The sequence below is a fragment of the Leifsonia sp. TF02-11 genome (assembly GCF_017565305.1).
Taxonomy (GTDB): domain Bacteria; phylum Actinomycetota; class Actinomycetes; order Actinomycetales; family Microbacteriaceae; genus Leifsonia.
Genome location: NZ_JAGEKP010000013.1, coordinates 36,931 through 58,666 on the forward strand (window position 1 = coordinate 36,931; position 21,736 = coordinate 58,666).

At 72.0% G+C, this 21,736-nt stretch carries 25 protein-coding genes; 7 read left to right on the top strand and 18 right to left on the bottom strand.

Annotation, left to right across the window (positions count from 1 at the left end):
* The first annotated feature begins 55 nt into the window (after nucleotides 1-55).
* Nucleotides 56-1,093: a YeiH family protein gene (locus JNB50_RS15895; RefSeq protein WP_208041162.1), complete on the top strand. Its 1,038-nt coding sequence runs from the start codon at nucleotides 56-58 to the stop codon at nucleotides 1,091-1,093.
* Between the two features lie 57 nt (nucleotides 1,094-1,150).
* Here JNB50_RS15895 and JNB50_RS15900 read toward each other — a convergent pair whose 3' ends face one another.
* Genes JNB50_RS15900 through JNB50_RS15925 form a run of 6 tightly spaced genes read right to left on the bottom strand, consistent with a single transcriptional unit; the run spans nucleotide 1,151 to nucleotide 6,736 of the window.
* Complete coding sequence (locus JNB50_RS15900; RefSeq protein WP_208041163.1) at nucleotides 1,151-2,047, bottom strand: LysR family transcriptional regulator; 897 nt, start codon at nucleotides 2,045-2,047, stop codon at nucleotides 1,151-1,153.
* A gap of 33 nt (nucleotides 2,048-2,080) precedes the next feature.
* Nucleotides 2,081-3,331, bottom strand: coding sequence for a HAMP domain-containing sensor histidine kinase (locus JNB50_RS15905; RefSeq protein WP_208041164.1), 1,251 nt, complete (start codon nucleotides 3,329-3,331; stop codon nucleotides 2,081-2,083).
* Nucleotides 3,328-4,011, bottom strand: a complete 684-nt coding sequence (locus tag JNB50_RS15910; protein WP_243768556.1) for a response regulator transcription factor — start codon at nucleotides 4,009-4,011, stop codon at nucleotides 3,328-3,330. The genes JNB50_RS15905 and JNB50_RS15910 overlap by 4 nt, the downstream gene beginning before the upstream one ends.
* A 38-nt stretch (nucleotides 4,012-4,049) precedes the next feature.
* Complete coding sequence (locus JNB50_RS15915) at nucleotides 4,050-4,811, bottom strand: FAD:protein FMN transferase (protein ID WP_208041165.1); 762 nt, start codon at nucleotides 4,809-4,811, stop codon at nucleotides 4,050-4,052.
* Nucleotides 4,808-5,329, bottom strand: coding sequence for an FMN-binding protein (locus JNB50_RS15920; RefSeq protein ID WP_208041166.1), 522 nt, complete (start codon nucleotides 5,327-5,329; stop codon nucleotides 4,808-4,810). The genes JNB50_RS15915 and JNB50_RS15920 overlap by 4 nt, the downstream gene beginning before the upstream one ends.
* A gap of 15 nt (nucleotides 5,330-5,344) precedes the next feature.
* A complete protein-coding gene (locus JNB50_RS15925) occupies nucleotides 5,345-6,736 on the bottom strand; it encodes a ferric reductase-like transmembrane domain-containing protein (protein ID WP_208041167.1) in 1,392 nt (463 codons plus the stop codon).
* A gap of 138 nt (nucleotides 6,737-6,874) precedes the next feature.
* Between JNB50_RS15925 and JNB50_RS15930 the strand changes: the two genes are divergently transcribed.
* Nucleotides 6,875-8,035: a cation:proton antiporter gene (locus tag JNB50_RS15930; protein ID WP_208041168.1), complete on the top strand. Its 1,161-nt coding sequence runs from the start codon at nucleotides 6,875-6,877 to the stop codon at nucleotides 8,033-8,035.
* Here JNB50_RS15930 and JNB50_RS15935 read toward each other — a convergent pair.
* Together JNB50_RS15935 and JNB50_RS15940 are read right to left on the bottom strand one after the other, a co-directional pair.
* Nucleotides 8,019-8,285: a metal-sensitive transcriptional regulator gene (locus JNB50_RS15935; RefSeq protein ID WP_208041169.1), complete on the bottom strand. Its 267-nt coding sequence runs from the start codon at nucleotides 8,283-8,285 to the stop codon at nucleotides 8,019-8,021. The two genes, JNB50_RS15930 and JNB50_RS15935, sit on opposite strands and share 17 nt — an antisense overlap.
* A 2-nt stretch (nucleotides 8,286-8,287) precedes the next feature.
* Nucleotides 8,288-8,473, bottom strand: coding sequence for a hypothetical protein (locus JNB50_RS15940; RefSeq protein WP_208041170.1), 186 nt, complete (start codon nucleotides 8,471-8,473; stop codon nucleotides 8,288-8,290).
* Between the two features lie 89 nt (nucleotides 8,474-8,562).
* On the opposite strand from JNB50_RS15940, the gene JNB50_RS15945 reads away from it, so the two are divergent.
* Nucleotides 8,563-10,215, top strand: coding sequence for an FAD-dependent oxidoreductase (locus tag JNB50_RS15945; RefSeq protein WP_208041171.1), 1,653 nt, complete (start codon nucleotides 8,563-8,565; stop codon nucleotides 10,213-10,215).
* Here the strand turns inward: JNB50_RS15945 and JNB50_RS15950 are convergent.
* From JNB50_RS15950 to JNB50_RS15965, 4 genes are all read right to left on the bottom strand, one after another.
* Complete coding sequence (locus JNB50_RS15950) at nucleotides 10,158-11,204, bottom strand: hypothetical protein (protein WP_208041172.1); 1,047 nt, start codon at nucleotides 11,202-11,204, stop codon at nucleotides 10,158-10,160. The two genes, JNB50_RS15945 and JNB50_RS15950, sit on opposite strands and share 58 nt — an antisense overlap.
* Complete coding sequence (locus tag JNB50_RS15955) at nucleotides 11,201-11,926, bottom strand: cytochrome b N-terminal domain-containing protein (protein WP_208041173.1); 726 nt, start codon at nucleotides 11,924-11,926, stop codon at nucleotides 11,201-11,203. Before JNB50_RS15955 ends, JNB50_RS15950 begins: the two co-directional genes overlap by 4 nt.
* A complete protein-coding gene (locus tag JNB50_RS15960) occupies nucleotides 11,923-12,072 on the bottom strand; it encodes a hypothetical protein (RefSeq protein ID WP_208041174.1) in 150 nt (49 codons plus the stop codon). The genes JNB50_RS15955 and JNB50_RS15960 overlap by 4 nt, the downstream gene beginning before the upstream one ends.
* A gap of 84 nt (nucleotides 12,073-12,156) precedes the next feature.
* The gene (locus tag JNB50_RS15965; protein WP_243768557.1) at nucleotides 12,157-12,459 is read right to left on the bottom strand and encodes a DUF5652 family protein; all 303 of its coding nucleotides are present in this window, start codon (nucleotides 12,457-12,459) and stop codon (nucleotides 12,157-12,159) included.
* A 211-nt stretch (nucleotides 12,460-12,670) separates the two neighbouring features.
* On the opposite strand from JNB50_RS15965, the gene JNB50_RS25810 reads away from it, so the two are divergent.
* Nucleotides 12,671-13,570, top strand: coding sequence for a universal stress protein (locus tag JNB50_RS25810; protein WP_307794753.1), 900 nt, complete (start codon nucleotides 12,671-12,673; stop codon nucleotides 13,568-13,570).
* Here JNB50_RS25810 and JNB50_RS15975 read toward each other — a convergent pair.
* From JNB50_RS15975 to JNB50_RS15995, 5 genes are all read right to left on the bottom strand, one after another.
* Nucleotides 13,525-14,652, bottom strand: a complete 1,128-nt coding sequence (locus JNB50_RS15975; RefSeq protein ID WP_208041176.1) for a polymer-forming cytoskeletal protein — start codon at nucleotides 14,650-14,652, stop codon at nucleotides 13,525-13,527. The two genes, JNB50_RS25810 and JNB50_RS15975, sit on opposite strands and share 46 nt — an antisense overlap.
* Nucleotides 14,653-14,815: 163 nt before the next feature.
* Complete coding sequence (locus JNB50_RS15980; protein ID WP_208041177.1) at nucleotides 14,816-15,460, bottom strand: response regulator transcription factor; 645 nt, start codon at nucleotides 15,458-15,460, stop codon at nucleotides 14,816-14,818.
* Nucleotides 15,457-17,034 (bottom strand): GAF domain-containing protein, encoded by a 1,578-nt coding sequence (locus JNB50_RS15985; RefSeq protein WP_307794754.1) that lies wholly within the window; start codon nucleotides 17,032-17,034, stop codon nucleotides 15,457-15,459. The genes JNB50_RS15980 and JNB50_RS15985 overlap by 4 nt, the downstream gene beginning before the upstream one ends.
* Before the next feature lie 178 nt (nucleotides 17,035-17,212).
* Nucleotides 17,213-18,112, bottom strand: a complete 900-nt coding sequence (locus tag JNB50_RS15990) for a universal stress protein (protein ID WP_208041178.1) — start codon at nucleotides 18,110-18,112, stop codon at nucleotides 17,213-17,215.
* A 12-nt stretch (nucleotides 18,113-18,124) separates the two neighbouring features.
* Nucleotides 18,125-19,117: a zinc-binding alcohol dehydrogenase family protein gene (locus JNB50_RS15995; RefSeq protein WP_208041179.1), complete on the bottom strand. Its 993-nt coding sequence runs from the start codon at nucleotides 19,115-19,117 to the stop codon at nucleotides 18,125-18,127.
* 106 nt (nucleotides 19,118-19,223) lie between these two features.
* On the opposite strand from JNB50_RS15995, the gene JNB50_RS16000 reads away from it, so the two are divergent.
* Genes JNB50_RS16000 through JNB50_RS16010 form a run of 3 tightly spaced genes read left to right on the top strand, consistent with a single transcriptional unit; the run spans nucleotide 19,224 to nucleotide 21,106 of the window.
* A complete protein-coding gene (locus JNB50_RS16000; protein WP_307794755.1) occupies nucleotides 19,224-20,186 on the top strand; it encodes a universal stress protein in 963 nt (320 codons plus the stop codon).
* Nucleotides 20,173-20,592: a pyridoxamine 5'-phosphate oxidase family protein gene (locus JNB50_RS16005; protein ID WP_208041180.1), complete on the top strand. Its 420-nt coding sequence runs from the start codon at nucleotides 20,173-20,175 to the stop codon at nucleotides 20,590-20,592. The genes JNB50_RS16000 and JNB50_RS16005 overlap by 14 nt, the downstream gene beginning before the upstream one ends.
* Nucleotides 20,593-20,617: 25 nt before the next feature.
* Nucleotides 20,618-21,106, top strand: coding sequence for a universal stress protein (locus JNB50_RS16010; protein WP_208041181.1), 489 nt, complete (start codon nucleotides 20,618-20,620; stop codon nucleotides 21,104-21,106).
* A gap of 8 nt (nucleotides 21,107-21,114) precedes the next feature.
* Here JNB50_RS16010 and JNB50_RS16015 read toward each other — a convergent pair whose 3' ends face one another.
* On the bottom strand, nucleotides 21,115-21,669 hold the full coding sequence (locus JNB50_RS16015; protein WP_208041182.1) for a flavodoxin domain-containing protein: 555 nt from the start codon (nucleotides 21,667-21,669) through the stop codon (nucleotides 21,115-21,117).
* Nucleotides 21,670-21,736 lie beyond the last annotated feature (67 nt).

Consider the following 21,736-nt stretch of genomic DNA (forward strand, 5'->3'; position numbering starts at 1 on the left):
CATCACAACCGCCCGCCCGTAGCGCTGCGGCAGCCGCGTCCACCAGGCTCGAAGCATGCAATTCGCCCCGGCCCGTACCCTCCCGACCCGCCTCGGCGCCCGCGCGGTGGAGGTGGCCCCCGGCGTCGCCGTCACCGTCGCGATCGCCCTGGTCGCCAGCGTGGTCTCCCGGTTCGTCCCCGCGCTCGGGAGCGCCCTCCCCGCCCTCGTCATCGGCATCGTCGTCGGCGCCGTCCGCCGGCCGGGCGCCCGCACGGCTCCCGGCGTCGCGTACTCCGGCAAGTTCGTGCTGCAGCTGGCGGTCGTGCTGCTGGGCGTCCAGCTCTCCCTGTCGAGCATCCTCGTTGTCGGGGTGGAATCGCTGCCGGTGATGCTGACGACGCTCGCCGTCTGTCTGCTGGCGGCCTGGCTGGTCGGCAAGGCGCTGCGGATCCCGCGTCGCGAGCGCACCCTCATCGGGGTGGGCACCGGGATCTGCGGGGCGTCCGCGATCGCAGCGGTGTCCCCGATCATCGGGGCCGCGAGCGCCGAGATCGCCTACGCGGTGTCGACGATCTTCCTCTTCAACGCGGTCGCCGTTCTCGTCTTCCCGCTCATCGGGCACGCACTCGGGATGACCCCCCACGCCTTCGGCCTGTTCGCCGGTACCGCGGTGAACGACACGAGCTCCGTGGTCGCGGCGGCCAGTCTGTTCGCGACCTCCGCGCTCGGGTTCGCCGTGGTCGTCAAGCTCGTGCGCACGCTCATGATCATCCCGATCAGCGTGACCCTCGCGGTCGTCGAGCACCGGAGGCGCAACGCGGGCGCGCCGCTCACGGCGCGGCGGCTGGTGGGACTGGTGCCATGGTTCCTGGTCGGCTTCCTGGTCGTCGCGGCGGCGAACTCGGTGATCCCGGTGCCGGGCGGGGTCCACGACGCCCTCGTGACGTTCAGCGTGTTCCTCGTGTCGGTCGCGCTCGCCGGAATCGGCCTGTCCACCGACATCGCGGCGATCCGGCGGGCCGGGTGGAGGCCGCTGCTGTTGGGCGGGGTGCTCTCGACACTGGTCGCCGTCACCAGCCTGGTCGTGCTCGCGCTGACCGGGCAGCTCTGAGGGGTGAGCGCCCCACACTGCCGCGCCCCACACGGCCGCGCCTCACACGGCCGCGCCTCACACCCCCGCCCCCACCACCTCCAGAAACCGCCGCACTGCCCCGGGCAGCCCCGCATTGTTGCGCCGCCACACCGCGGTGAGCGGCCGGATGATCCGCAGCTGACGCACCGGCACCTTCACGAGCGTCTCGGCCGCGAGCTGCTCGCGCACGGCGAGGATGCTCAGCACGGCCGGGTGGTCGCCCGCCGCCGCCGTGGCGCGGATGGCGCTCGTCGACGACAGTTCGAGCGCCGGCCGCACGGGAGGGTGCCCGGCCGCGGCAGCGGCGCGCTCGTAGGCCAGGCGCGTCCCCGATCCGCTCTCCCTGGCCACGACGGGCGTGCGCGCCAGCTCCTCGATCGAGACGCCGCGTGCGCGCCCTGCCCACGGGTGGTCGCGCCCGACGACGACAACGAGCTCGTCGGAGCCGAAGGTGGCGTGCTCGAGGCCGGCGGGCAGTTCGGGCGTCTCGATGAACCCGACAGCGGCCGCCCCGCTGCGCACCGCAGCCGCGACGGCTTCGCTGTTCGCGGCGGTCAGCTCGATGAGCAGCTGCGGCGACTCGGCGTGCATGGCGGTGAGCCAGCGCGGCGCCAGGTTCTCGGCGATGGTCATGCTGGCCGCGATGCGGAGGCTGCCGTGCGACGACTCTCGCAACGACAGCACGCTCGCGTCGAAGCGGTCTGCGGCGTCGAGCACCTCGGCCGCCCACTCGGCGACCAGCGCGCCCGCCTCGGTGGGCCGTGTGCCGCGCGTGCTGCGCACCATCAGGGCGGTGCCGAGTTCGCGCTCCAGAGCGGAGAGCCGGGCGGATGCCGCCTGCTGGGTGAGCCCGACGGCGTGCGCCGCCTGCGAGACGCTGCCGCGCTCGACCGTCTGCACCAGCAGCCGCAGGCTCAGGATGCTCGGGGTCATGCCCGACCTCCTGTTCCGCAGCTCACCACTCCTTCATTCTGCGGTACCGGCGGTACCGGCGCTGCCGCCGCGTTCACCGCGTGCCCGCGGCAACCGCACGACGACCTCCGCGCCGCCACCCGGTGCACCCGCCGCCGCCACCGTGCCGCCGTGCCGGTCCACGACCTCCGCGACCAGCGCCAGGCCGAGCCCGTAGTGCCGTTCGTGGCCCGCGTCGCCTGTCGCCGCCCGCGTGGAGGCGAAGCGGTCGAACGCGTGCTCCTCGTCGACGAACCCGGCACCGTCGTCGGTCACCGTCAGCGTCACCGCGTCGCGGGAGGCCGACACGTCGACTCCGATCCGGGACGCCGCGTGGTCGAGCGCGTTGTCGACCAGCGCGACGATGAGCCGCCGCAGCGAGACCGGAGCCCCGGTGACCACCGCGTCCTGCGCCGCGCGCGTCGTGATCGCGATGCCGCGCTCGTGGGCACGCCCTTCGGCCGAGCGCGCCACCGCCGCTGCGAGTGCGCCGAGGTCGACGCCCTCCGCCGCCGCGCTCTGCCGCGGGTCTGCCGCGGTGAGGAGGTCCTCGACGATCTCGGTGAGCGCCCTGCTGTCGTCGACGATCTCGTCGAGCCCGTCGCGGATGTCCTCGGCCGACGCCGACGCGTCGCCGCCGGCGAGGCGGCGCCGCAGCAGCTGCGCTCGCGTGCTCAACAGGGTGAGCGGCGTCCGCAGCTCGTGGCCGGCGTCGGCGACGAACCGCCGCTGCAGTGCGAGCGCCTCCGACATCGGGCGCATCGAGCGGCGCGCGAGCAGGAGGCCGATGCCCGCCGCCGCGACCGCCGCGATCAGGCCGGAGACGACGAGCGCGACGATCAGCCGGTCCTGCTCCTCCTCCTGCTCGCCGAGCCCGTACGAGACCTGGACGACTTTGCCGCGACGCACGTCGGTCTGGGTCAGGTAGCTCCGCCCGCCCGCCTGCACGGTCTCCAGCCGCGAGCCGCCGTTGCGGATGACGTCCTGCAGCGCGGTCTCGTCCGGCAGACCCCTAGGGAGCTGTGGCGAACTGTCCCTGCTGCCGTCCGGCATCACGACCGTGATCAGGAGGTCGCGGGGTGCGTCGTGCACCGAGTCGACCATCGAGGCGTCGGCCAGCGCGCGGTGCGCTGCCTCGTTCTGGCCGGTCGTGACGACGAAGTACGCGACGCCGCCGAGCACCGTGAAGAGCGCGACGATGACGAGCGCGAACTGCACCGCCAACCGGGTGGAGGCCGCCCGCAGTTCGCGCTGGTCGGCCCTCATTCCAGGCCGCCCAGGCGGTAGCCGACGCCGCGCACGGTCTCGATGAGCGCGCGCCCGAACTTCTTGCGCAGGTGGTGCACGTAGGTGTCGACCACGCCGGGGTCGTCGGCGTCCGCGAACACCTCGTCGAGCAGCACGCCGCGTGAAAAGACCTGGTCCGGTCGCCGGGCGAGCAGTTCGAGGAGGCCGGCCTCCCGGTCGGAGAGCACGGTGCGCCCGCCGCCGTCGAGTGTCACCGTGCGGCTGCCCACGTCGAGCCTTCCGCCGGGAAACCGTACCGTCGGCACGTTCGACCACGCGCGCCGGACCAGGCCGCGCACCCGCGCCAGCAGCTCGTCGATGTCGAACGGCTTGGCGAGGTAGTCCTCGGCTCCCGCGTTCAGCCCGTCGACGCGGTCGGGTGCGGTGCCGAGCGCAGAGAGGATCAGCACGGGCGTCGTCACGCCGCTGTTGCGCAGTCCGGCCAGCACGCCGAGCCCGTCGACGGCGGGGAGGCCGCGGTCGAGCACGACCGCGTCGAACGACTCGGTGAGCCCGAGGTGCAGCGCGCGCTGGCCGTCGCGGGCGACCTCCACGTCGTACCCGTCCGAGCGCAGCAGCGTCTTGAGCATGCCCGCGAGGCGGCTGTCGTCCTCGGCGACCAGCACACGGGGGCTTTCGGTGCGGGAGGCTGCGCTCATGCCCACAGCATAGGAGGCCGCCTCCGGAGTCTCTGCGCTCACTGCTCGGCGTCTTCGCGCGCGAAGGCCAGCTCGCCGACCCCGAGCAGCGTTCCGTCGGCAGCGACGGCCAGCACGGCGCGAGCGCCCTGACCGAGCGCCCAGCGCACCCCGTGCGGGCCGAGCGCGAACACGGCCGTCGCCAGCAAATCGGCCGTGGTCAGGTCGTCGGCGACGACCGTCGCGCTGCGCAGTTGCGTCGCGGGCGCCCCGGTGCGCCCGTCGACGATGTGGGCGCCGCGTTCGTAGGCGCCCGACGTCGCGACGCCGCCGTCCCTCACTTCCAGCACGGCCAGTAGGTCGTTCGCGCTGTCGGGGGAGCGCACCGCGACGTGCCAGGGCCGGCCGTCGCCCGGGCTGCCGGCGAGGGCCACGTCCCCGCCGGCGTTGAGGCAGTAGTCGTGCAGGCCGTCGTCGGCGAGCGCGTGCGCCGCCCGGTCGGCGGCCCAGCCCTTCACGACGCCGTCGAGGTCCCAGCCGCCGTCCGGCCTGCGGATGCGGAATGCGCCGCCCGAGGCCTCCGCCAGCGCCGCGCCGAGCTCCACCACCTCCCGGAAGTCGCCGCTCACCCCGTCGAGGTCGCCCCCGTGCGCGTTGACGCGGCTGAGCTCGCTGTCCGGCCGGTGGGCGCTGAAGCGTTCGTCGGCCGCCCGCAGCACGGCGAACGCGCGCTCGGCGGCCCGCGTCACGACGAGCGGGTCGCGTGCGTCGCGCACGTCGATCGACATGGGGATGCCCATGACGGTCTCCAGGAACCTCATCGCTGGTCGATCGCCGACTGCAGCGACTGGATGTAGCCCTCCGAGGTGTAGGTCGCCCCGGAGACGGTGTCGATCTGCGCCGACTGCTTCGACAGCGTCTCCTGCTGCAGGATCGGCAGCGCCTGCGAGTTGATCTCGACGTCGCGCCCGCTCTCGCTCGGGTACTGCACGGTGTCGACCGCGGTGATCGTCGTGCCCGAGAACGTCACCTTCACCTGCACCGGCCCGTACCGGGTGTCGACGGCCGAACCGGTGACGGTCTTGGTGGCCGACGCGGCGGAGGCCGCGGGAGCGGAGGCGGTCGCGCTGGGCGAAGCGGTCGCAGCCGCACTCGGCGTGCTGGTCGCGCTCGGCGATGTGGAGGTCGTCGAGCCCGACGCCGAGGTCGACACGTGCACAGAGGTCTGCGCGCTGGACGCCTGCTCGCCGACGCCGTACAGCTTGAGGCCGACGGTCGCGCCCATCGTCACGAGGATGACGGTGAAGAGGATCGTGCCCCGCCACGACTTGCTATTCATGAGGGCTCCGTTCGGTCATGACATGCTCAGTTCTTCCCGGTGGATGAAGCGCTTGGGCATCCGCAGCTGCTTCAGGCTGGACTCCACGTGCTCCGCCATCCCCTCCGGCCCGCAGATGAAGGCCTCCCAATTGTGCGCGTCGGGGATGATCCGCGCGAGGTAGCCGGGGCCGAGCGGGTCGTAGCCGAGCTCGGCGCGGCGGCCGACCAGCGGGTACACGGTGACGCCGGGCATCGAGGTGAGTTCGTCCAGCAGCGCGAGCTGTTCCGGCCTGCTCACCCGGTAGAGCACGACCGGCCGGGCGCCGCGGGCGACCAGGTCCTCGGCGAGGGCGCGGATCGGCCCGATGCCGGCTCCGCCCGCGACGAGGAGGATCTTGCCGCGGCTGGCGCGGTCGGCGGTGAAGTGGCCGAACGGTCCCTCCGCGAAGACCAGGGTGCCGGGCTTGAGCGCCGCCAAGCGGCTCGAGTGGTCGCCGAGCGTGCCGACCGTGATCCGGAGGCGGCCGTCCGAAGGGACGGCGGACACCGAGTACGGGTGCGCCGTGCCCAGGTGTCCCCACGCGAGGAAACGGAACAGCAGGAAGTTGCCCGCCCGGACGCCCAGCCGATCGATGTGCGGGCCGGTGAGCCAGACGCTGTTGAGGCCGTGCCCCTCCGGCACGACGGCGGCGACGCGCATCCGGCGCTGCCAGGCGTCCATCGTCGGGAGGATGAACCGCCAGGTCAGCACGGCGGACGCGGTGCCGAGGTAGAGCGCGATCCAGAGCACTCGGTTGAGGGGGTTCGACACGAAGTGGGCGCCGCCGCTGAGCTGGTGCAGGAAGGTGAGGAAGATCGCGACGTAGGTCGTGACGTGCAGCCAGTACCAGACCTCGTACGACAGCTTCGTCCGGATCAGGCGGGCGCTGCTGAGCCCGACCGCCAGGAACGCGACGGTGCCGACCAGCGCGGGGAACATGTCGGGGTAGGAGTAGTAGACGTTCCAGAACTCGTCCCACGGCGTCGTCTTGTCGACCACCTCGGTGCCCAGCACGATGAAGACGACGTGCACGACGATGAGGAAGATAACGGACGCGCCGAGCGACCGGTGCCAGGACACGAGTTTGTCGAGTCCGACCGCGTTCTCGAACCACGGGATCCGTGCGATCAGCAGCACCTGGTAGCAGACCAGCAGAGCGCCGACCATCCCGCTCAGCTCGCCGATCGAGGTGATCGCGTTGGCCGGGGTGGAGGCGAAGTTCGCGGGGACGCTGAACCACCACATCCCGAGCACTGCGACGACGCTGGCCACGAGCACGACCCGCACCGTGCGCGCACTGCGCCGATGCCGCACGGCCGTGCCGCGGCGCGGCCGCCGTGCGGGGGTCGTAGAGGGGGCCGTCGCGGCGGCCCAGGTCTCTGCCATGACTCCAACGATGCCGGTCGAATCTTTGTGCATTCTTACGTGGGCTGAAAGTCGGTTGAGGATCGGCTATGCACTGGCTCTGGCGCGCTCGGCGGGTGTCGTCGCGCACGGGCCCTTCCCTCCCGCTACGGTTCCCTCATGAGTTTCGCCCTGCTCGCACTGGTGGTCGCGGTCGGCCTGCTCGGTCCGATCGCGTCGGCCCGGGCGCGCTGGCGCGTGCCGGTGGTGGTCGGAGAGCTCGTGGGTGGCCTCGTCATCGGCACGTCGGGATTCCGGCTCGTCGACCCCGCGAACGACGACTTCACCCTCCTCGCGCAGATCGGCTTCGGCCTGACGATGGTCGTGGTCGGCTCGCAGGTGCCGCTGCGCGATCCGGATGTGCGCGCCGCCTTCGCGCGCGGCGCCCTGGGCGCGGCGGCGGTCGGTGCGGCCTCCGCGGTGCTGGCCGCTCTGCTCGTCCTGGTGTCGCACTCGGGTCATGGGCTGCTCTACGGCGTGCTGCTGGCCTCATCGTCCGCGGCGCTCGTGCTGCCGATGCTGCAGTCGGTCGGCATCGGCAAGCGGTCGGCGGCGCAGCTGGTCGCGCAGATCGCTGTGGCGGACGTCGTGTGCGTCGTGCTGCTCCCGCTCGTGATCGAGCCGGCGCGGGCGCTCTCCGCCGGGATCGGCCTGCTGGTGATCGCCGTCGTCACCGTCGCCCTCGGCGTCGTCATGATCCGGTTCGTCCGCTCGGGCCGGCGTCAGCTCGTCCACGCGTACTCCGAGCGGCGACGCTTCGCGCTGGAGCTGCGGGTCAGTCTCCTGGTGCTGTTCTCGTTCGCCGCCATCGCGCAGTTCGCGCACCTGTCGATCATGATCGCGGGCTTCGCGCTCGGGCTGCTGCTGTCGGCCGTGGGAGAGCCGCATCGGCTCGCCCGCCAGCTGTTCGGGATGACGGAGGGCTTCTTCGGTCCGCTGTTCTTCGTGTGGCTGGGCGCCTCGCTCGACCTGCGCGAGCTCGTCGCGCACCCGGCGATGATCCTGCTCGGCCTCGCTCTCGGCGCCGGCGCGGTGCTGGCGCACCTGGCCTCGCGGGCGACCGGTCTGCCCTGGGCGCAGGCGGTCGCTTCGGCCGGGCAGCTCGGGGTGCCGGTCGCGGCGGTCACTCTCGGTCTCGAGACGAACACGCTGGCGCCGGGTGAGGGCGGCGCGATCCTGCTCGGAGCGCTGGTCAGCGTCGCGACCTCCGCGGTGTCGATCGCCGCTGTCGCGCGGCGTCAGCAGACGGACCGGCCGGCGCGGGCTACGCCAGCGTCATGAAGAGCTTCTGAAGCTCCTCGACCGTCATCGGGTCGGTCGTGTCGTCCGGATCGTCGAGGCACTTCTGCATCGCGGTGGCGATGATCTGGAACCCGGCCTTGTCGAGCGCGCTGGAGACGGCCGCGAGCTGGATGACCACGTCGCGGCACGAGCCGCCGTTCTCGACCGCTGCGATCACCGCGCCGAGTTGACCCTGCGCGCGGCGCAGGCGGTTGAGCACGGGCTTGGTGTCGGCGGGCGTGCGGGCCACGATCAGCTCCGCCCGAACAGGCGGCCGAAGAATCCTGTGCCGCCCGCGGTGGCGGCGTCGAAGGGGGCGTCCTGGTGACCGGCGCACCACTGCGCCGCGGGGACACGATGCCGCACGTCGTCGACGTGCTGGCCGCAGCCGTTCCAGGTCGTCTTGCCGCAGGTCGAACAGGTGACGGGGTAACACATGGTGGGTCCTCTCGGGGGATTCGGGATACCCCCGGAGGTATAGTACGATACACCGGGGGGTATACGCAATCGCATCGAGAGGACCCACAATGAAGATCGTGATCGTCGGCGGCGTCGCCGGTGGCATGTCGGCCGCGACCCGGCTGCGCCGACTGGACGAGACCGCGCAGATCGTCGTCTTCGAGCGCGGACCCTACGTCTCGTACGCCAATTGCGGCCTCCCGTACTTCGTGGGGGGAGTGATCCCCGACCGGTCGTCGCTGCTGCTGCAGACGCCGCACTCCCTCGCTGCGCGGTTCCGCCTCGACGTGCGCACCGGGCACGACGTGCTCTCGATCGACGCCGCCCGACGCACCGTCACCGTGCTCGACCTGGCGAGCGGCGACACGTTCGTGGAGAGCTACGACGAGCTGATCCTGGCCGTCGGCGCCGCAGCGCGCGCGGCGGTCGAGCACTCTTCGATCCCCACGCACACGCTGCGCACGGTGGAGGACGTGGACGCGATCGGCGCGCTGGTGGCCGCGGCCGGCGAGCAGCCCTCCGCCCTGGTCGTCGGCGGCGGCTTCATCGGGCTGGAGGCCGTGGAGAACCTGGTGCGCCGCGGCATCCGGGTCACCCTCGTCCAGCGCGGCCCGCACCTGCTGACCCCGCTCGACCCCGAGATGGTCGTCCCGGTGGAGGCCGAGTTGCTCGCGCACAACGTCGATGTGCGCACGTCGGTGACCATCGACACGGTCGAGAGCGGCGCCGTCCTCCTGAGCGACGGAAGCGTGCTGCGGCCCGACTTCATCGTCGATGCCGCCGGTGTCGCGCCGAGCGTCGACCTCGCCCGCTCCGCCGGTCTCCGGCTGGGCCCGACCGGCGGCATCGCGGTCGACGAGAGCAACCGCACGAGCGACGCGCACATCCTCGCGGTGGGCGACGGCGTCGAGAAGGTGGACGCGCTGTCGGGCGAGGCCGCCCTGGTGACCATGGCCGGTCTCGCCAACCGGCACGGCCGATCGGTGGCCGATGTGATCGCCGGTCGTGCGGAGCGCAACACGCCGGCGCTGGGCACGGCGATCGTGAACGTCTTCGACACCGTCGCCGCCAAGGTCGGCTGGAGCGAGCGGCAGCTGCGGGCCGCCGGCCGGGACCACCGCGTCATCCACACGCATCCGGCATCGCACGCGACCTACTACCCCGGCGCGCAGACGATGTCGATGAAACTGCTCGTCGACCCGGCGACCGACGCCATCCTCGGAGCCCAGATCGTCGGCGGCGAGGGCGTCGACAAGCGCATCGACGTGATCGCGGTCGCGATGGCCGGCGGCATCGCGGCGTCGGGGCTGGCGCGGCTCGAGCTCGCGTACGCCCCGCAGTTCGGCTCAGCGAAAGACCCGGTCAATCAACTCGGCTATGTCGCCGACAACCTCCGCAGCGGTGCCACGCGCGTGCTGCAGTGGCACGAGCTGGCCGCGGCGCAGGAGGCCGGAACGATGGTGGTCGACGTGCGCACTGCCACTGAGCACGCGACCGGCGCCATCCCCGGTGCGGTGAACATCCCGGTCGACGAGCTGCGCGACCGGCTGGCCGAGCTGCCGGACGCCCCCGTCGTCGTGCACTGCCAGGTCGGCCAACGCGGTCACACCGCGGCGCGGATCCTCGCCCAGCACGGCTTCGATGTCGTCAACCTCGACGGCGGCTACCGCACGTGGGCAGCGGGTGTCTCGTCGCGCGCCCGCGCGCTCGCGGCGGCCTGATCGCCGCCAGCCTGATCGGCGCCGGGGCTGGCGCTGCTCGCACCGGTCGCCCGGTAGTAGTCGCGCCAGATCACGCGGTGCAGCGGGATCCAGCGCGGGATCGTGCGTAGCCCCGGGATGAACGGCAGCAGCGCGAGCAGCAGCGTCAGCGCCGCCATGATCAGCACGACGACGAGGTCGACGTTCGGCAGCGAGGCGAACGGCTCGATCTGATAGAAGAACGAGAACAGCCAGAGCCAGGCCTGGCCCGGCGTGTTCCCGGTCTCGTTCATCATCCCCCACTGATCACCGGTGAGGTGCTGATGCGCTGCGAGGTCGTTGAAGTACTGGCCGTCGCCGAGGAACAGGATGGCTGAGGTGCGGTTCAGCGGGTAGAAGCCGCCTTGGCCGGCGAGGGCGCCGTCGAGGCCGCCGCTGCGCGCCATCGCGCTCAACGACGCGATCATCGCGGGCACCGGCCCTTCGGCCGCTGTCGGTCTCGGCAGGCTGTGCCCGGTGTCGGCGGCGAGGGCTTTGGCGTACGCGTCGGTCCATCGCGCCTGCTGCGCGGCAGAGGCCGAGGTCCAGCGCGCGACGGCGGACGGCGCGGACGTGAGCGTCTGCAGCGGCCCGATGACGAAGACCTTCGCCGTATCGATCGGCAGCCGCACGCCGGAGAGGCTCTGCAGGTCGATCGGCCCGAGCGTCTGGGTGGCGCCGTGCGTGTCGTTGTACGGCGGTCCGTACTGCGCGGTCGCGCTCGTTCCGCCCAGCTCGGCGGTCGCGGTGGCGGCGAAGTCGACAGGGTCGTTCGACGACCACGCGGCGAACGTGACCGGCGGCTCGTCGGGCGATCCGAACACTCCAGCGAGCCCGAGCGTGACGGCTGCGACGACGACGAACCCGATGAGGACCTCCTTGAACAGGTCGTAGTCGCGGACGCGGCCCTGCCACGGCCGGCTGGCGAGGTCGTGCCCTGCCTTCCAGGTCATGCTCGGCCTGCGCGTCATCGCGGCCCCTCCGATTCGTTCCAGGGGTGGACGACCTGATCGTCGTCCTCGGCGGCGTCGATCGGGGGGACGACACCGTGGACGCGGACGAGGAGGACGTGCAGCACGACGATCGCGCCGACGCCGATCGGCAGCAGCACGATGTGCCAGGCGAACATCTGCCCGAGGTCGGCGACGTCGAACCACGCACCGATTCCGACCGCGTTGAGCGCATCCTTGCCCTCGAAGGCGATCCACTGCGCGTCGAAGTTCGTCTGCAGCAGGTAGCCGGTGAACGCGGCCGCGATCGACACCGCGAACGCGATCACCCCGGTGATCCAGGTGAGCACCCTTCCGCCACGCCACGCGGCCATCCAGTACTTGCCCCACAGGTGGACGACCATCAGCAGGAAGAACAGCTCGACGCTCCACAGGTGCACGGAGTTCGTGAAATGCCCGAGGCCGGACGTGTGATACCACTGCGGACCGTTGAGGCTGAGCACGAGCCCGGAGATGATCACGACGCCGAGCGCGGCGAGGGAGGCCATTCCGAACACGTAGATCCACGACGACACGTAGCTCGGCTGGTCCTGCGGCAGCAGCTTCTGCGGCGGCAACCGCTTCAGCAGCCAGCGCCGCGTCCGGCCCGTCCAGGTGTAGATCTCCTCCTGCGGGCTCTCCGGGCTCTCCGGGCTCTGCGCGCCCTGCGCACGCGGCGGGCTCTGCCGTTCCTGCGTGCTCATCGCCGGCGCCGCGCCTTCGGGAACGGGAGCAGCAGTGCCAGCGCGAACAGCACCAGCATCACCACGATCACGATCAGGTTGCCGAGCTGGATGGTGAACGCGCCCCAGCCCACGTAGATGCCCGGCGCGCTTGCGACGATGTCCACGGTGACCTCCTCCGTCACCGTCAGCATCCGTCCGCGGGCGGCACGCGGAACGGGCCGAAGGTCCCGCGGGTCGGTCGCCGGCGCTCAGGTCTCCTGCGGGTGACCGCCCTGCTCCGGCTCGCCCGTGACCTCCAGGATCGCGAGCTCGTCCAACTCGTCCCTGCGATGGTGGCGGTCGACGCCGAACAGGTACACGGCGTCGAGCACGCCGAGCGTGTTGGTCAGCAGCAGGGTCACGAACCAGGGCTTGCTGCCGTTCCTGGCCGCGCGCCACAGCGACGCGCCCTTCCAGGCGAGGCTCCAGGCGACGACCGCGACGACCAGGGCACGGCCGGATGCCGGCACCTCGTGCATCCCCAGCGGGGACCCTCCGTTGTGGTTTCTCATGCGGCCATTCGACCGCTCGGGCGGCCCGCGCGGCAAGGGTCGAAAGTCCTTACCGGCCAGCACGGCGGGGGAGCATGCTCGACTGCGAACGACGACGGTGAGGAGTCCGCATGCCGAGCGCGATGAACGGTGCCGACGGCCGCTCGGCCGCAGCTGCCGGGGTGTTCCGGGTGAACCTGCACACGCTGGTCGGTCGCCGGGAAGGCGAGTGGTGAACGTGGTCACGGACGGGCGCACGGTCGTCGGGTTCGACGGGTCGTCGTCGGCGTGGCGGGCACTCGACTGGGCGACAGACAGAGTGGCGCAGCGCGGTGGCGTGCTCGAGGTGGTGCATGCCGTCGACACGCGCCTCGGCGGCGCCGTGCTCGGCCCCCGATTCGGCCTCGACGCCGGCGTCGACATCGGGCTTCGCGAGGCGATGGGACACGTGCGTGCGATGGCGCCGGGCGTGACCGTCGAGACCCGATGGGTCGAGGGACCGCCGGCGAACGCACTGCTGAGGGAGTCCGCGACGGCGGCGCTCCTGGTGGTCGGAACGGACAAGCGTCCCGACCGGCCGGGAACCCGAATCGGGACACTGCCCCTGAAACTGGCGGCGAAGTCCGATTGCCCCGTCGCGGTGATCCCCGACGCGCCGCGCCCGGAGCGCAACGTGGTCGTCGTCGGCGTCGACCGCTCCGGGTTCGCGCGGTCGGCTCTCGCTCTGGCGGTGACGGAAGCGAGCTGGCGGGACGCGCAGATCGAGGCCGTTCACGCCTGGGACGTGCCAGAGGCACTGCAGCGCGCGCTGGACTCCGGCGAAGGCGCCGACCCGGCGTTCCTCGAACGCGAGCACGAGGTGATCCCCGACGCGATCGCCGACGTGCCGATCGCGCGAGCGGCGAAGATCACACCGATCGTCGTGCGGCAGAACCCGGCAGCGGCCCTCGTCGAGCACGGCGCCGGTGCCGCGGCCATCGTGGTGGGTTCGCGTGGACGGGGTCGGTTCGTGGCCTCCCTGCTCGGGTCCGTCAGCCATGACGTGCTGCTGAACCTGCCCTGCCCGGTGCTGGTCACTCCCCGAGACTACGGTTTCGTCACGCCGGGTTCGGCGGACGACAGCGACTGGTGATCGGTTCCGTCCGACCGGGGCTTCGTGCTCCAGGGATGCCGGCGTCGGATCTCCAGCAGCTCGGCGCCCAGGCCGAAGAACACCATCGCGAGCCAGACCAGGATGTTGAGCAGGGGAATCTGCAGCCCCACGATCAGGACCAGGCCCCCGACGAACGACTGCAGCACCGGGTGCGCCGAGCGACGCAGGATGACGCGTCCGAGGTAGTGGGCGCCCACGAGGAACGTCGCCAGCGTCAGCACGGCGAAGACCACGAGGGCGGCGAGAGCGAGGGGAGCGCCGACGATCGTCACGAAGAGGATGAGGAGCCCGATCGGCACCACGACCGCGGCGACGAACCCGACGAGCAGCGCCCGCCAGGGGGAGATCAGGAGACGATCGGTGACGCTGCCGAGGACGCGAGGTATCAGCAGGCCGGCGACGACGGTGAGGAGGCTGAGCGCCACGATCGCATAGAGAAGGCCGACGAGCCAGGCGAGCGCCGCCGCCCAGGGCGAGATCTCCACGCGCGACGGCTGTTGCGGCTGGACGTGCGTGACCGCGCCGCCGACAGCGCCGTCCGCGATGTGAGCGGTGCTGCTGCTCGAGTAGGTCACGTCGCCGCGGACCGTCCCGTCGATGCTGAGCTCGGTCGCGCTGACGACGAGATCCCTTCCGATCGCGCCCGCGACGTCGATGGTGCTCGCTGTCGCGACGACGTCCTTTCCGACCGTCCCGTGGCCGTCGATCAGGAGATTCCCTGCGAGAATCGTGCCGCTGCGCGCGATGTGGCCGCTGATGGTGACGCTCTGGGCCGCCAATCGCACGTTTCCGTCGATCCGCCCGCTGATCGAGATCGTCTGCGCCGCGGCGATCACGTCGCCGGTCACGTCTCCGCTGATGGTGACGGTCTGCCCGGCCGCGTAGACGTCGCCATCGACCGCGCCTGGGATGTCGACCGTCGGACCGCCGTAGAAGTGCGGTCCCGCTCCGCTCGAGGGCGGGCTGGCCGCGGGTGCCGCCGCTCCTCCGAGGGACACGCTGAGGAACCCGGCGACCGCCAGAGCGGCGACGACCCGGAGTGTGTGCGAGCGAACCTTCATTTCGATCCCCTGAGACTCTGCCCGACGTCGAGACCCTTCCCGACGTCCGGACGCGGTCGGCCGTGCGGAGACCGCACGCTCAGCATGGAGCGACGGCCGCGCTCTCCATAGGGCCAGAGGTCCTCCGCCGCCGGTGGAGTCCGATCGGGAGCCCGAACCCCGATCAGGCGTGGCCGCGGTGCTCGAGATGGAGCACCGCGGCCTGCGTCCGCCGCTCCAGGCCGAGCTTGGCGAGGAGCGAGCTCACGTAGTTCTTCACCGTCTTCTCGGCCAGGCCGAGGCGCTCGGCGATTTGGCGGTTCGTGCGGCCGTCGGCGATGAGTGCGAGCACCTGGCGCTCGCGGAGGCCGAGGGCGGCGAAGCGGGGATCGTCCGCCTGCTCCCGCATCGTCGCCGTGACGCGGTCGGCGATCCGCGGGTCGATCAGGCGCTTGCCGCGGAAGGCGGCGCGGATGTCGTCGAGGAGGCTGCTCGCCCGGATGTCCTTCACGACATAGCCGTCGGCGCCGGCGATGATCGCGCTGCGCAGGGCGTCCTCGTCGTCGTACGCGGTGAGCATGAGGCAGCGGATCCCCGGCTCGGCCTGTTTCACGGCCCGGCAGACGTCGATGCCGCTGCCGTCGGGCATCCGCACGTCGAGCACGGCGACGTCCGGGCGCACGGCCAGGATGCGGCCGCGCGCCTGCGCCGCCGTCTCGGCCTCGCCGACGACCTCCATGTCGTCCTGAGCGTCGATCAGGGCGGCGATCCCGCGGCGGACGATCTCGTGGTCGTCGGCGAGGAACACCTGGATCGGCGGTCGACTCACGGGGTCCTCCTGGCAGGTGCGGGCGCTGGCACGGGCAGCCGCAGGCGCAGCCGGGTGCCGCGGGCGGTGGACTCGATGTCGAGCACGCCCGATCTCCGCTGCGCGCGCTCGCTCAGGTTGCGGAGGCCGCTGCGGCGGGTGGTCTCTGCCATCCCGCTGCCGTCGTCGGCCAGGTCGACCGTGATCTCGTCCGCGGAGGCCACGACCTCGACCGTCGCGGTGTCTGCGCCGGCGTGCCGGACGACGTTCGTGAGCCCCTCCCGCACGAACGCGGCGATGTCGTCGGCGAGCCCGGGGTCGGCGACGACGTCGACCGGACCGGAGAACGAGACGGTCGCCGGGCGCGGCAGCGCGTCGCCGAGCTCCTGGACGATGTCGAGCAGCCGGTGCCGGAGGCTCGCGGTCTCCTCCTGCCGGCGCGAGAGCGAGAAGATTGCCCTGCGGATCTGCGCGATCGTGTCGTCGAGCGAACGCACGGTGGTCTCGATCCGCTCGGCGAGGCGGCCGGGGCCGAGCTCCGACTGGATGCTCTGCAGTTCGAGCCCGGTGCCGAACAGCTGCTGGATGACATGGTCGTGGAAGTCGCGTGCGATCCGCGCCCGATCCTCCAGCAGCACGACGCGCTCCCGGTCGGCGCGGGCCTCGGCCAGTTCCATCGCGATGGCCGCCTGCCGGGCGAAGGCCACCGTCCGTTCCAGGTCGAACGTGGAGAACGGGAGGTCGTCGACCGTGCGCGCGGCGATCAGGATCTCCGGCTCGCCCGTCCGGCCGTCGAAGGGAACGATCAGGGCGGGACCCGCTGTGTCGTCCATGACGGCGGGAAGCCCGTCCAGCTCGTCGATCCGCGTCGGCTGGGCGCCCTCGATCGCGCTCCGCACCCGGCCGTTGTCGATCACGAGGCCCGTCGTCACGGCGCGGCCGTCGCTCGCGCCGAGCAACCGGAAGGTGCCGTCGTGCTCCTCGGCGGACATCACGAAGGCGGTCTTCGCCCCGACGAGCGCTGCCACGCGCGCCGCGAGCTCCTCGTGTGCGCGCGCCGCATCGCTGCCCAGGATGCTCGCCGTCATCTCGGCCGCGGACGCGCTCCAGGCCTGGCGGGCGACGGTCTCGGCGTAGAGCCGGGCGTTGTCGATGGCGAAGCCCGCGTTGGCGGCCAGCGCTTTCACGAGCTGTTCGTCGTCGTCGGTGAATCCTCCGGCGACGGGATCGGTGAGGTAGAGGTTGCCGTACACGGCGTCGCGCACGGCGATCGGGACGCCGAGGAACGCCGTCATCGGCGGGTGCCCGTCGGGGAAGCCGGACGAACGCGGATCGTCGGCGATCGAGTCGAGCCGGATCGGCCGGGGATCGTCGATGAGGGCGCCGAGCAGGCCGTGGCCCTCCGGGAGGTGGCCGATACGCGTGACGACATCGTCCGTCATGCCGACGTGGATGAACTGCTCCAGGCCGCCGCCCTCGGCGATCACCCCCAGCGCCCCGTAGCGGGCTCCGACCAGTTCGACCGCCGCCTCGATGATGGTCCGCAGGACGACGGGGAGGTCGAGGTGCGAGACGACGGCGCGGTTCGCTCGCACCAGCGCCCGCAGGCGGCCCTGAGTGTCGAGGACCTTTCTGGCCTGTTCGACGAGCTCGCCGAGCGCGCGGTCCAGCTCCGCGCGGGGTGCGTCGGGGAAGGTGATCGAATCGTCGCCGGTGATGGCGGGCCTCCTCTCGGGGCGGGGGCCGGGCGCAGGCCGGGAAGGCGACTGGCCCTCACGCGCTGAGTGTATCTCCCGCGGAGGCCGCTGACATCCGTGTGTCGTGCCCGACCACGACCGTCGGCGCGGCGAGGTCGAGCACGAGCCCGTGCGAGACCGACCCGAGCCACGTCCGCTTCCACCCGGTCAGGCGTCTGCTGCCCACGACGAGCATCGACGCGTGCTCCGACTGCACCCGCAGGCCTGAGATCGGGTTCTGGCGGAGCAGGACGGATGTCACCACCAGTTCGGGATGGGCTTCTCGAACCGTCCGCAGGTGATCGTCGAGCAGGTCCCTGCGCTCGGTCTCCTGGGTGTACACGAACTCGTCGTCCGGCACGACCAGCGGCTGCTCCGCCAGCGGTGCGACCCAGCAGTGGACGATCGTCAGCGGTTGACCGAGCGCCGCGGCCTCGGCTGCCGCGAACGCGAGTGCGAGCCGGCCGATGTCCGAGCCGTCGACGCCGACGACGACGCCCGATCGGGCCTCCGCGGCGTCGCGCTCCTCGACGGGGACGACGGCGACGGGACCGCCCGCGGCCGTCGCGAGCTTGGCGCCGAGCGACCAGCCGTAGCGAAAGCGCGGACCCACGCGGTGGCGGGTGCCGACGACCACCAGCGTGTCGGCGGTGCTCTGCGCCGTCAGCAGTTCGAGCGGGTCGCCGACCAGCAGCTCTCCCGACACGACGATGCCGGGGTCGGCCGCCCGGAGGTCCTCGACGCGCGAGTCGAGCCTGTCGTCCTCCTGCTCGGTCGCCCGGTCGAGGGCGGCGGCGTCCCCGAGGTAGAGCGCCTGCTCCACGATGTCGAACAGTTCGATCGCCGTACCGGTGGCCCGCGCGCGGCGGAGCGCCCACGAGAGAGCGGCCTCCGAACCCGTGGAGCCGTTCCAGCAGACAACAGTGCGTTCCGGCATCGCCGTTCCCTTCTACGCGGCGACGCGCAGCACCAGCGAGCCGCTGGCCCTGCCGCGTCGGATGTCGTCGATGGCGTCAGCCAGGCCGTCGAACGGCACCGCCGTGACGGTCGGCCGCAGACGGAGGTTGCGGGCGAGCGCGAGGAAGCGCGTGCCGTCCTCCCGGGTGTTCGCTGTGACCGTGCGCAGGTCGCGCTCGCGGAACAGCGAGTCCGTGTAGTCGAGCGGGGGCAGGTCGGACATCTCGATGCCGGCCAGCACCACGGTCCCTCCGCTCGCGGTGGCGTGGAGAGCCACGGGGACGAGTCCGCCGGCCGGGGCGAAGACGATCGCGGAGTCGAGCGGCTCCGGCGGCTCCTCCTCCTCTTCGCCGACGAAGTCGAGACCGAGCTCCCTGGCGAGCTCGCGGTTGGCCACCCCGCGCGTCAGCGCGAACACGCGCGCCCCCGCTGCCATCGCGAGTTGCGCCGTCACGTGCGCGCTCGACCCGAACCCGTAGATGCCGAGGGTGCCGCCCGGCGGGAGCTGTGCGCGCTGGAGCGCCCGGTAGCCGATGATCCCCGCGCACAGCAGCGGCGCGGTCTCCAGCGCATCGGCATCCGCCGCGATCGGGTAGACGTAGGCGGCCGGCGCGACGAGATACTCGGCGAAGCCGCCGTCCGCGTCCCAGCCGGTGTACTCGGAGTTCGGGCAGAGGTTCTCCGCGCCCCTCCGGCAGAAGGCGCACTGGCCGCAGGTGCGCCGCAGCCACGCGACACCGACCCGGTCGCCCGGTGCCAGGGACGTGACGAGGTCGCCGACACCGGTCACCGTCCCGATCGCCTGATGACCCGGTGTGACCGACGGGCGGTGCACCGGGATCTCGTGGTCGATCACGTGGAGGTCGGTGCGGCAGATCCCGCACACCTCGACGCGAACGAGAACCTCGTCGACGCCGGGCGCCGGCATCGGCACCTCGGACTGCTGCAGCCCGCCGGCCGTCCCGGTCGTTCGCCACGCTTTCATGAGTCCTCCCCCGTCCGGTCGATGCTCCGTCTCACTCCGAGGACGAGTCAATCGTTCCGATCCCCTGAAGGCCGGGTCGAAGGTCCCGCGGGACTAAGGACCCTTCGTGACCCGGGCTCGTCTCGTGAGACTGCTGCTGGAGGTGTCGCCCATGGAGATCCGGAGCTACGTCGTGGGGGTGGACGGATCGGTGCCGGCGCGCGCGGCCATCCGCTGGGCCGTCGCGGGAGCCCGTGAGCGAGGTGTCGGTGTGACACTCGTGCATGTGGCCGACGACGAATGGGGAGCGGTGGGAAGCGTCCTCATCGACGAGGTCGACGAGGACGCGCAGGCTCGCCTCGCGGACGAGGTCGCCTACGCGCGATCGCTCGGCGACGAGGTGGCGATCCACGGCGAGTTGCGGAGGGGCAGTCCCATGGCCGAGCTGGCGTCGTTCAGCGACGAGACGACGATGGTCGTCGTCGGCACGCACAAGACGGGCTTCCATTACGGCCGGGCGTTCGGCTCGCGCAGCCTGCAGCTGGCGAACCTCGCCGTCGGCCCCGTCGCGATCATCCCGGAGGCGGCCTCGCGAATGCGCCGCGGCGTGATCGTCGGCGTGGACGACACCCCGGCCGGCGCCGCGGCCGTCGACCTCGCCGCGGATCTCGCGTGCGAGCACCACTGCGAGCTGATGACCGTGCGGTCCTCCCAGTCGCACCCGCCGCTCGACGTCGACAGCGACGACGAGCGCAGGGACTGGCAGCTCCGGAGGGACGACGAAGCGCGCGGATCCCTCGCGACAGCGGTCGCACGTGCACGCGCACGCCAGCCGGGCATCGTGATCCGCAGCCGCGTAGTGCGCCGGCCGGCGGGTGCGGCGCTCAACGAGCTCGCCCGGAGCGCCGAGCTCCTGGTCATCGGGGACTCGCGGCGCGCCCGTGCGCAGCTGGGCAGCCTGGGAGCGGTGGCCTACGACGTCCTGCTCAACCTGTCGTCGCCCACGATCGTGGTGCACGCACCGGTTGTGCAGCCAGAGTCCGGCATCGACCGGACGACGACGGAAGGAGAGAGCCATGTCATCGGATGACCCGGTCCGCGTGCTGGACCGCGACGAATGCCGCGAGATCCTGAAAGGCGGGAGCCTCGGCAGGCTCGCGACCGCAGTGGGCGGCGAGCCCGACATCTACCCGGTCAACTACTACTCGGACGGTTCGAGCATCCTCATCCGCACCGCTCCCGGCACGAAGCTGGTGGAGCTGACCGTGCACGACACGGTGGCGTTCGAGACCGACGGGTGGACCGACGACGAGGCGTGGAGCGTCGTCGCCCACGGCCGCGCACGGCGACTGGAGCAGCAGTCCGAGATCGACGAGGCCGACAAGAGTCCGCTCCAACCCTGGATCCCCACCCTCAAGTATCGCTATGTCCGCATCGACATCGAGCGGGTGACCGGTCGGCGTTTCCGCCGCGAGCCGGAGCCCGACCGCTGGTGAACGCCTCCCGGAAGGAGAGCAGCCCATGACCGACACCCCGCCTCTGGAGACCCCGCTCGCCGAGACCCCGCTCGTCGAGACGGACGACCGCATCCATCCCGGCGGCCGCATCGTCGTCGGCGTCGACGGCTCCGCCGAGTCGCTCTCCGCGCTGCGCCGGGGTGCGCGGATGGCCGAGCGGCTGGGCTGCAGCCTGGCCGGCGTCACCGTGTGGGAGTACCCGCCGTCGTGGCCCGGATACGTCATGGGCGGCTGGGATCCCGAGCGGGACGCGCACACCGTCGCGGAGGACGCCGCACGCGAAGTCTTCGGGGCGAAGCCGCCGAGCTGGTACTCGACGGTCGTCCGCTCGGGCTCCGCCGCCCGGCAGCTCATCGCCGAAGCGGAGGACGCCGAGATGCTGATCGTGGGCAGCCGAGGTCTGGGCGGATTCACCGGCCTGCTGCTCGGCTCCGTCTCACGCTCGGTGGCGGAGCACGCGGACTGCCCGGTGCTGGTCATCCACGGTTCGTGAGCGCCGCCTCACACCACGCGCTGGGCGGTCAGCGCTTCCGCGAGCTCGCGACCCCACGCGCGCGCATCGTCGAGCTGCCCGGCGACCAGGTCGCTGTTCTTGTCGACCAGGAAGCTGCGCTTGCTCAGCAGACGGCGGGAGCCGAGTCGTCGCAGGCGCTTGTCGATGGTGGAGGCGGCGGAGCCGGTGAAGAGCTCCGTCATGTCGGCTCGGGTGTCGAATGCGGCGAACAGGGGCGGCGGCGCGCCGCAGGTCTCCAGCCACTCGCGCACGCCGATGCCCTCGGCGTCCGGCTCGAGGGCCAGCGAGCGGTCGGGGTCGTCGCTCCAGGTGGCGGCCTCCGTGCGCGTGGAGGGCCGGCTCAGCCCGTGGACGTGCGTCGGGGCGCCGACCAGCAACAGGTCGACGTCGGCGAAGGCTTCCGGTGCGTCCTTGACGCGGAGGACGGTGACCGTCACGGCGTCACCGAGCCCCTCGGCGATTGCTTCGGCCACCCGGCGGGTGTTCCCGAACATGGACTCGTACACGATGGCCGCGCGCGCGGCAGCTCTGGTGTCGTTCATGATCGCCACCCTTCCGCGCCCGCTGTCCCGCAGGCAGGGCCGAAAGTCACGCGGGACTTTCGGCACT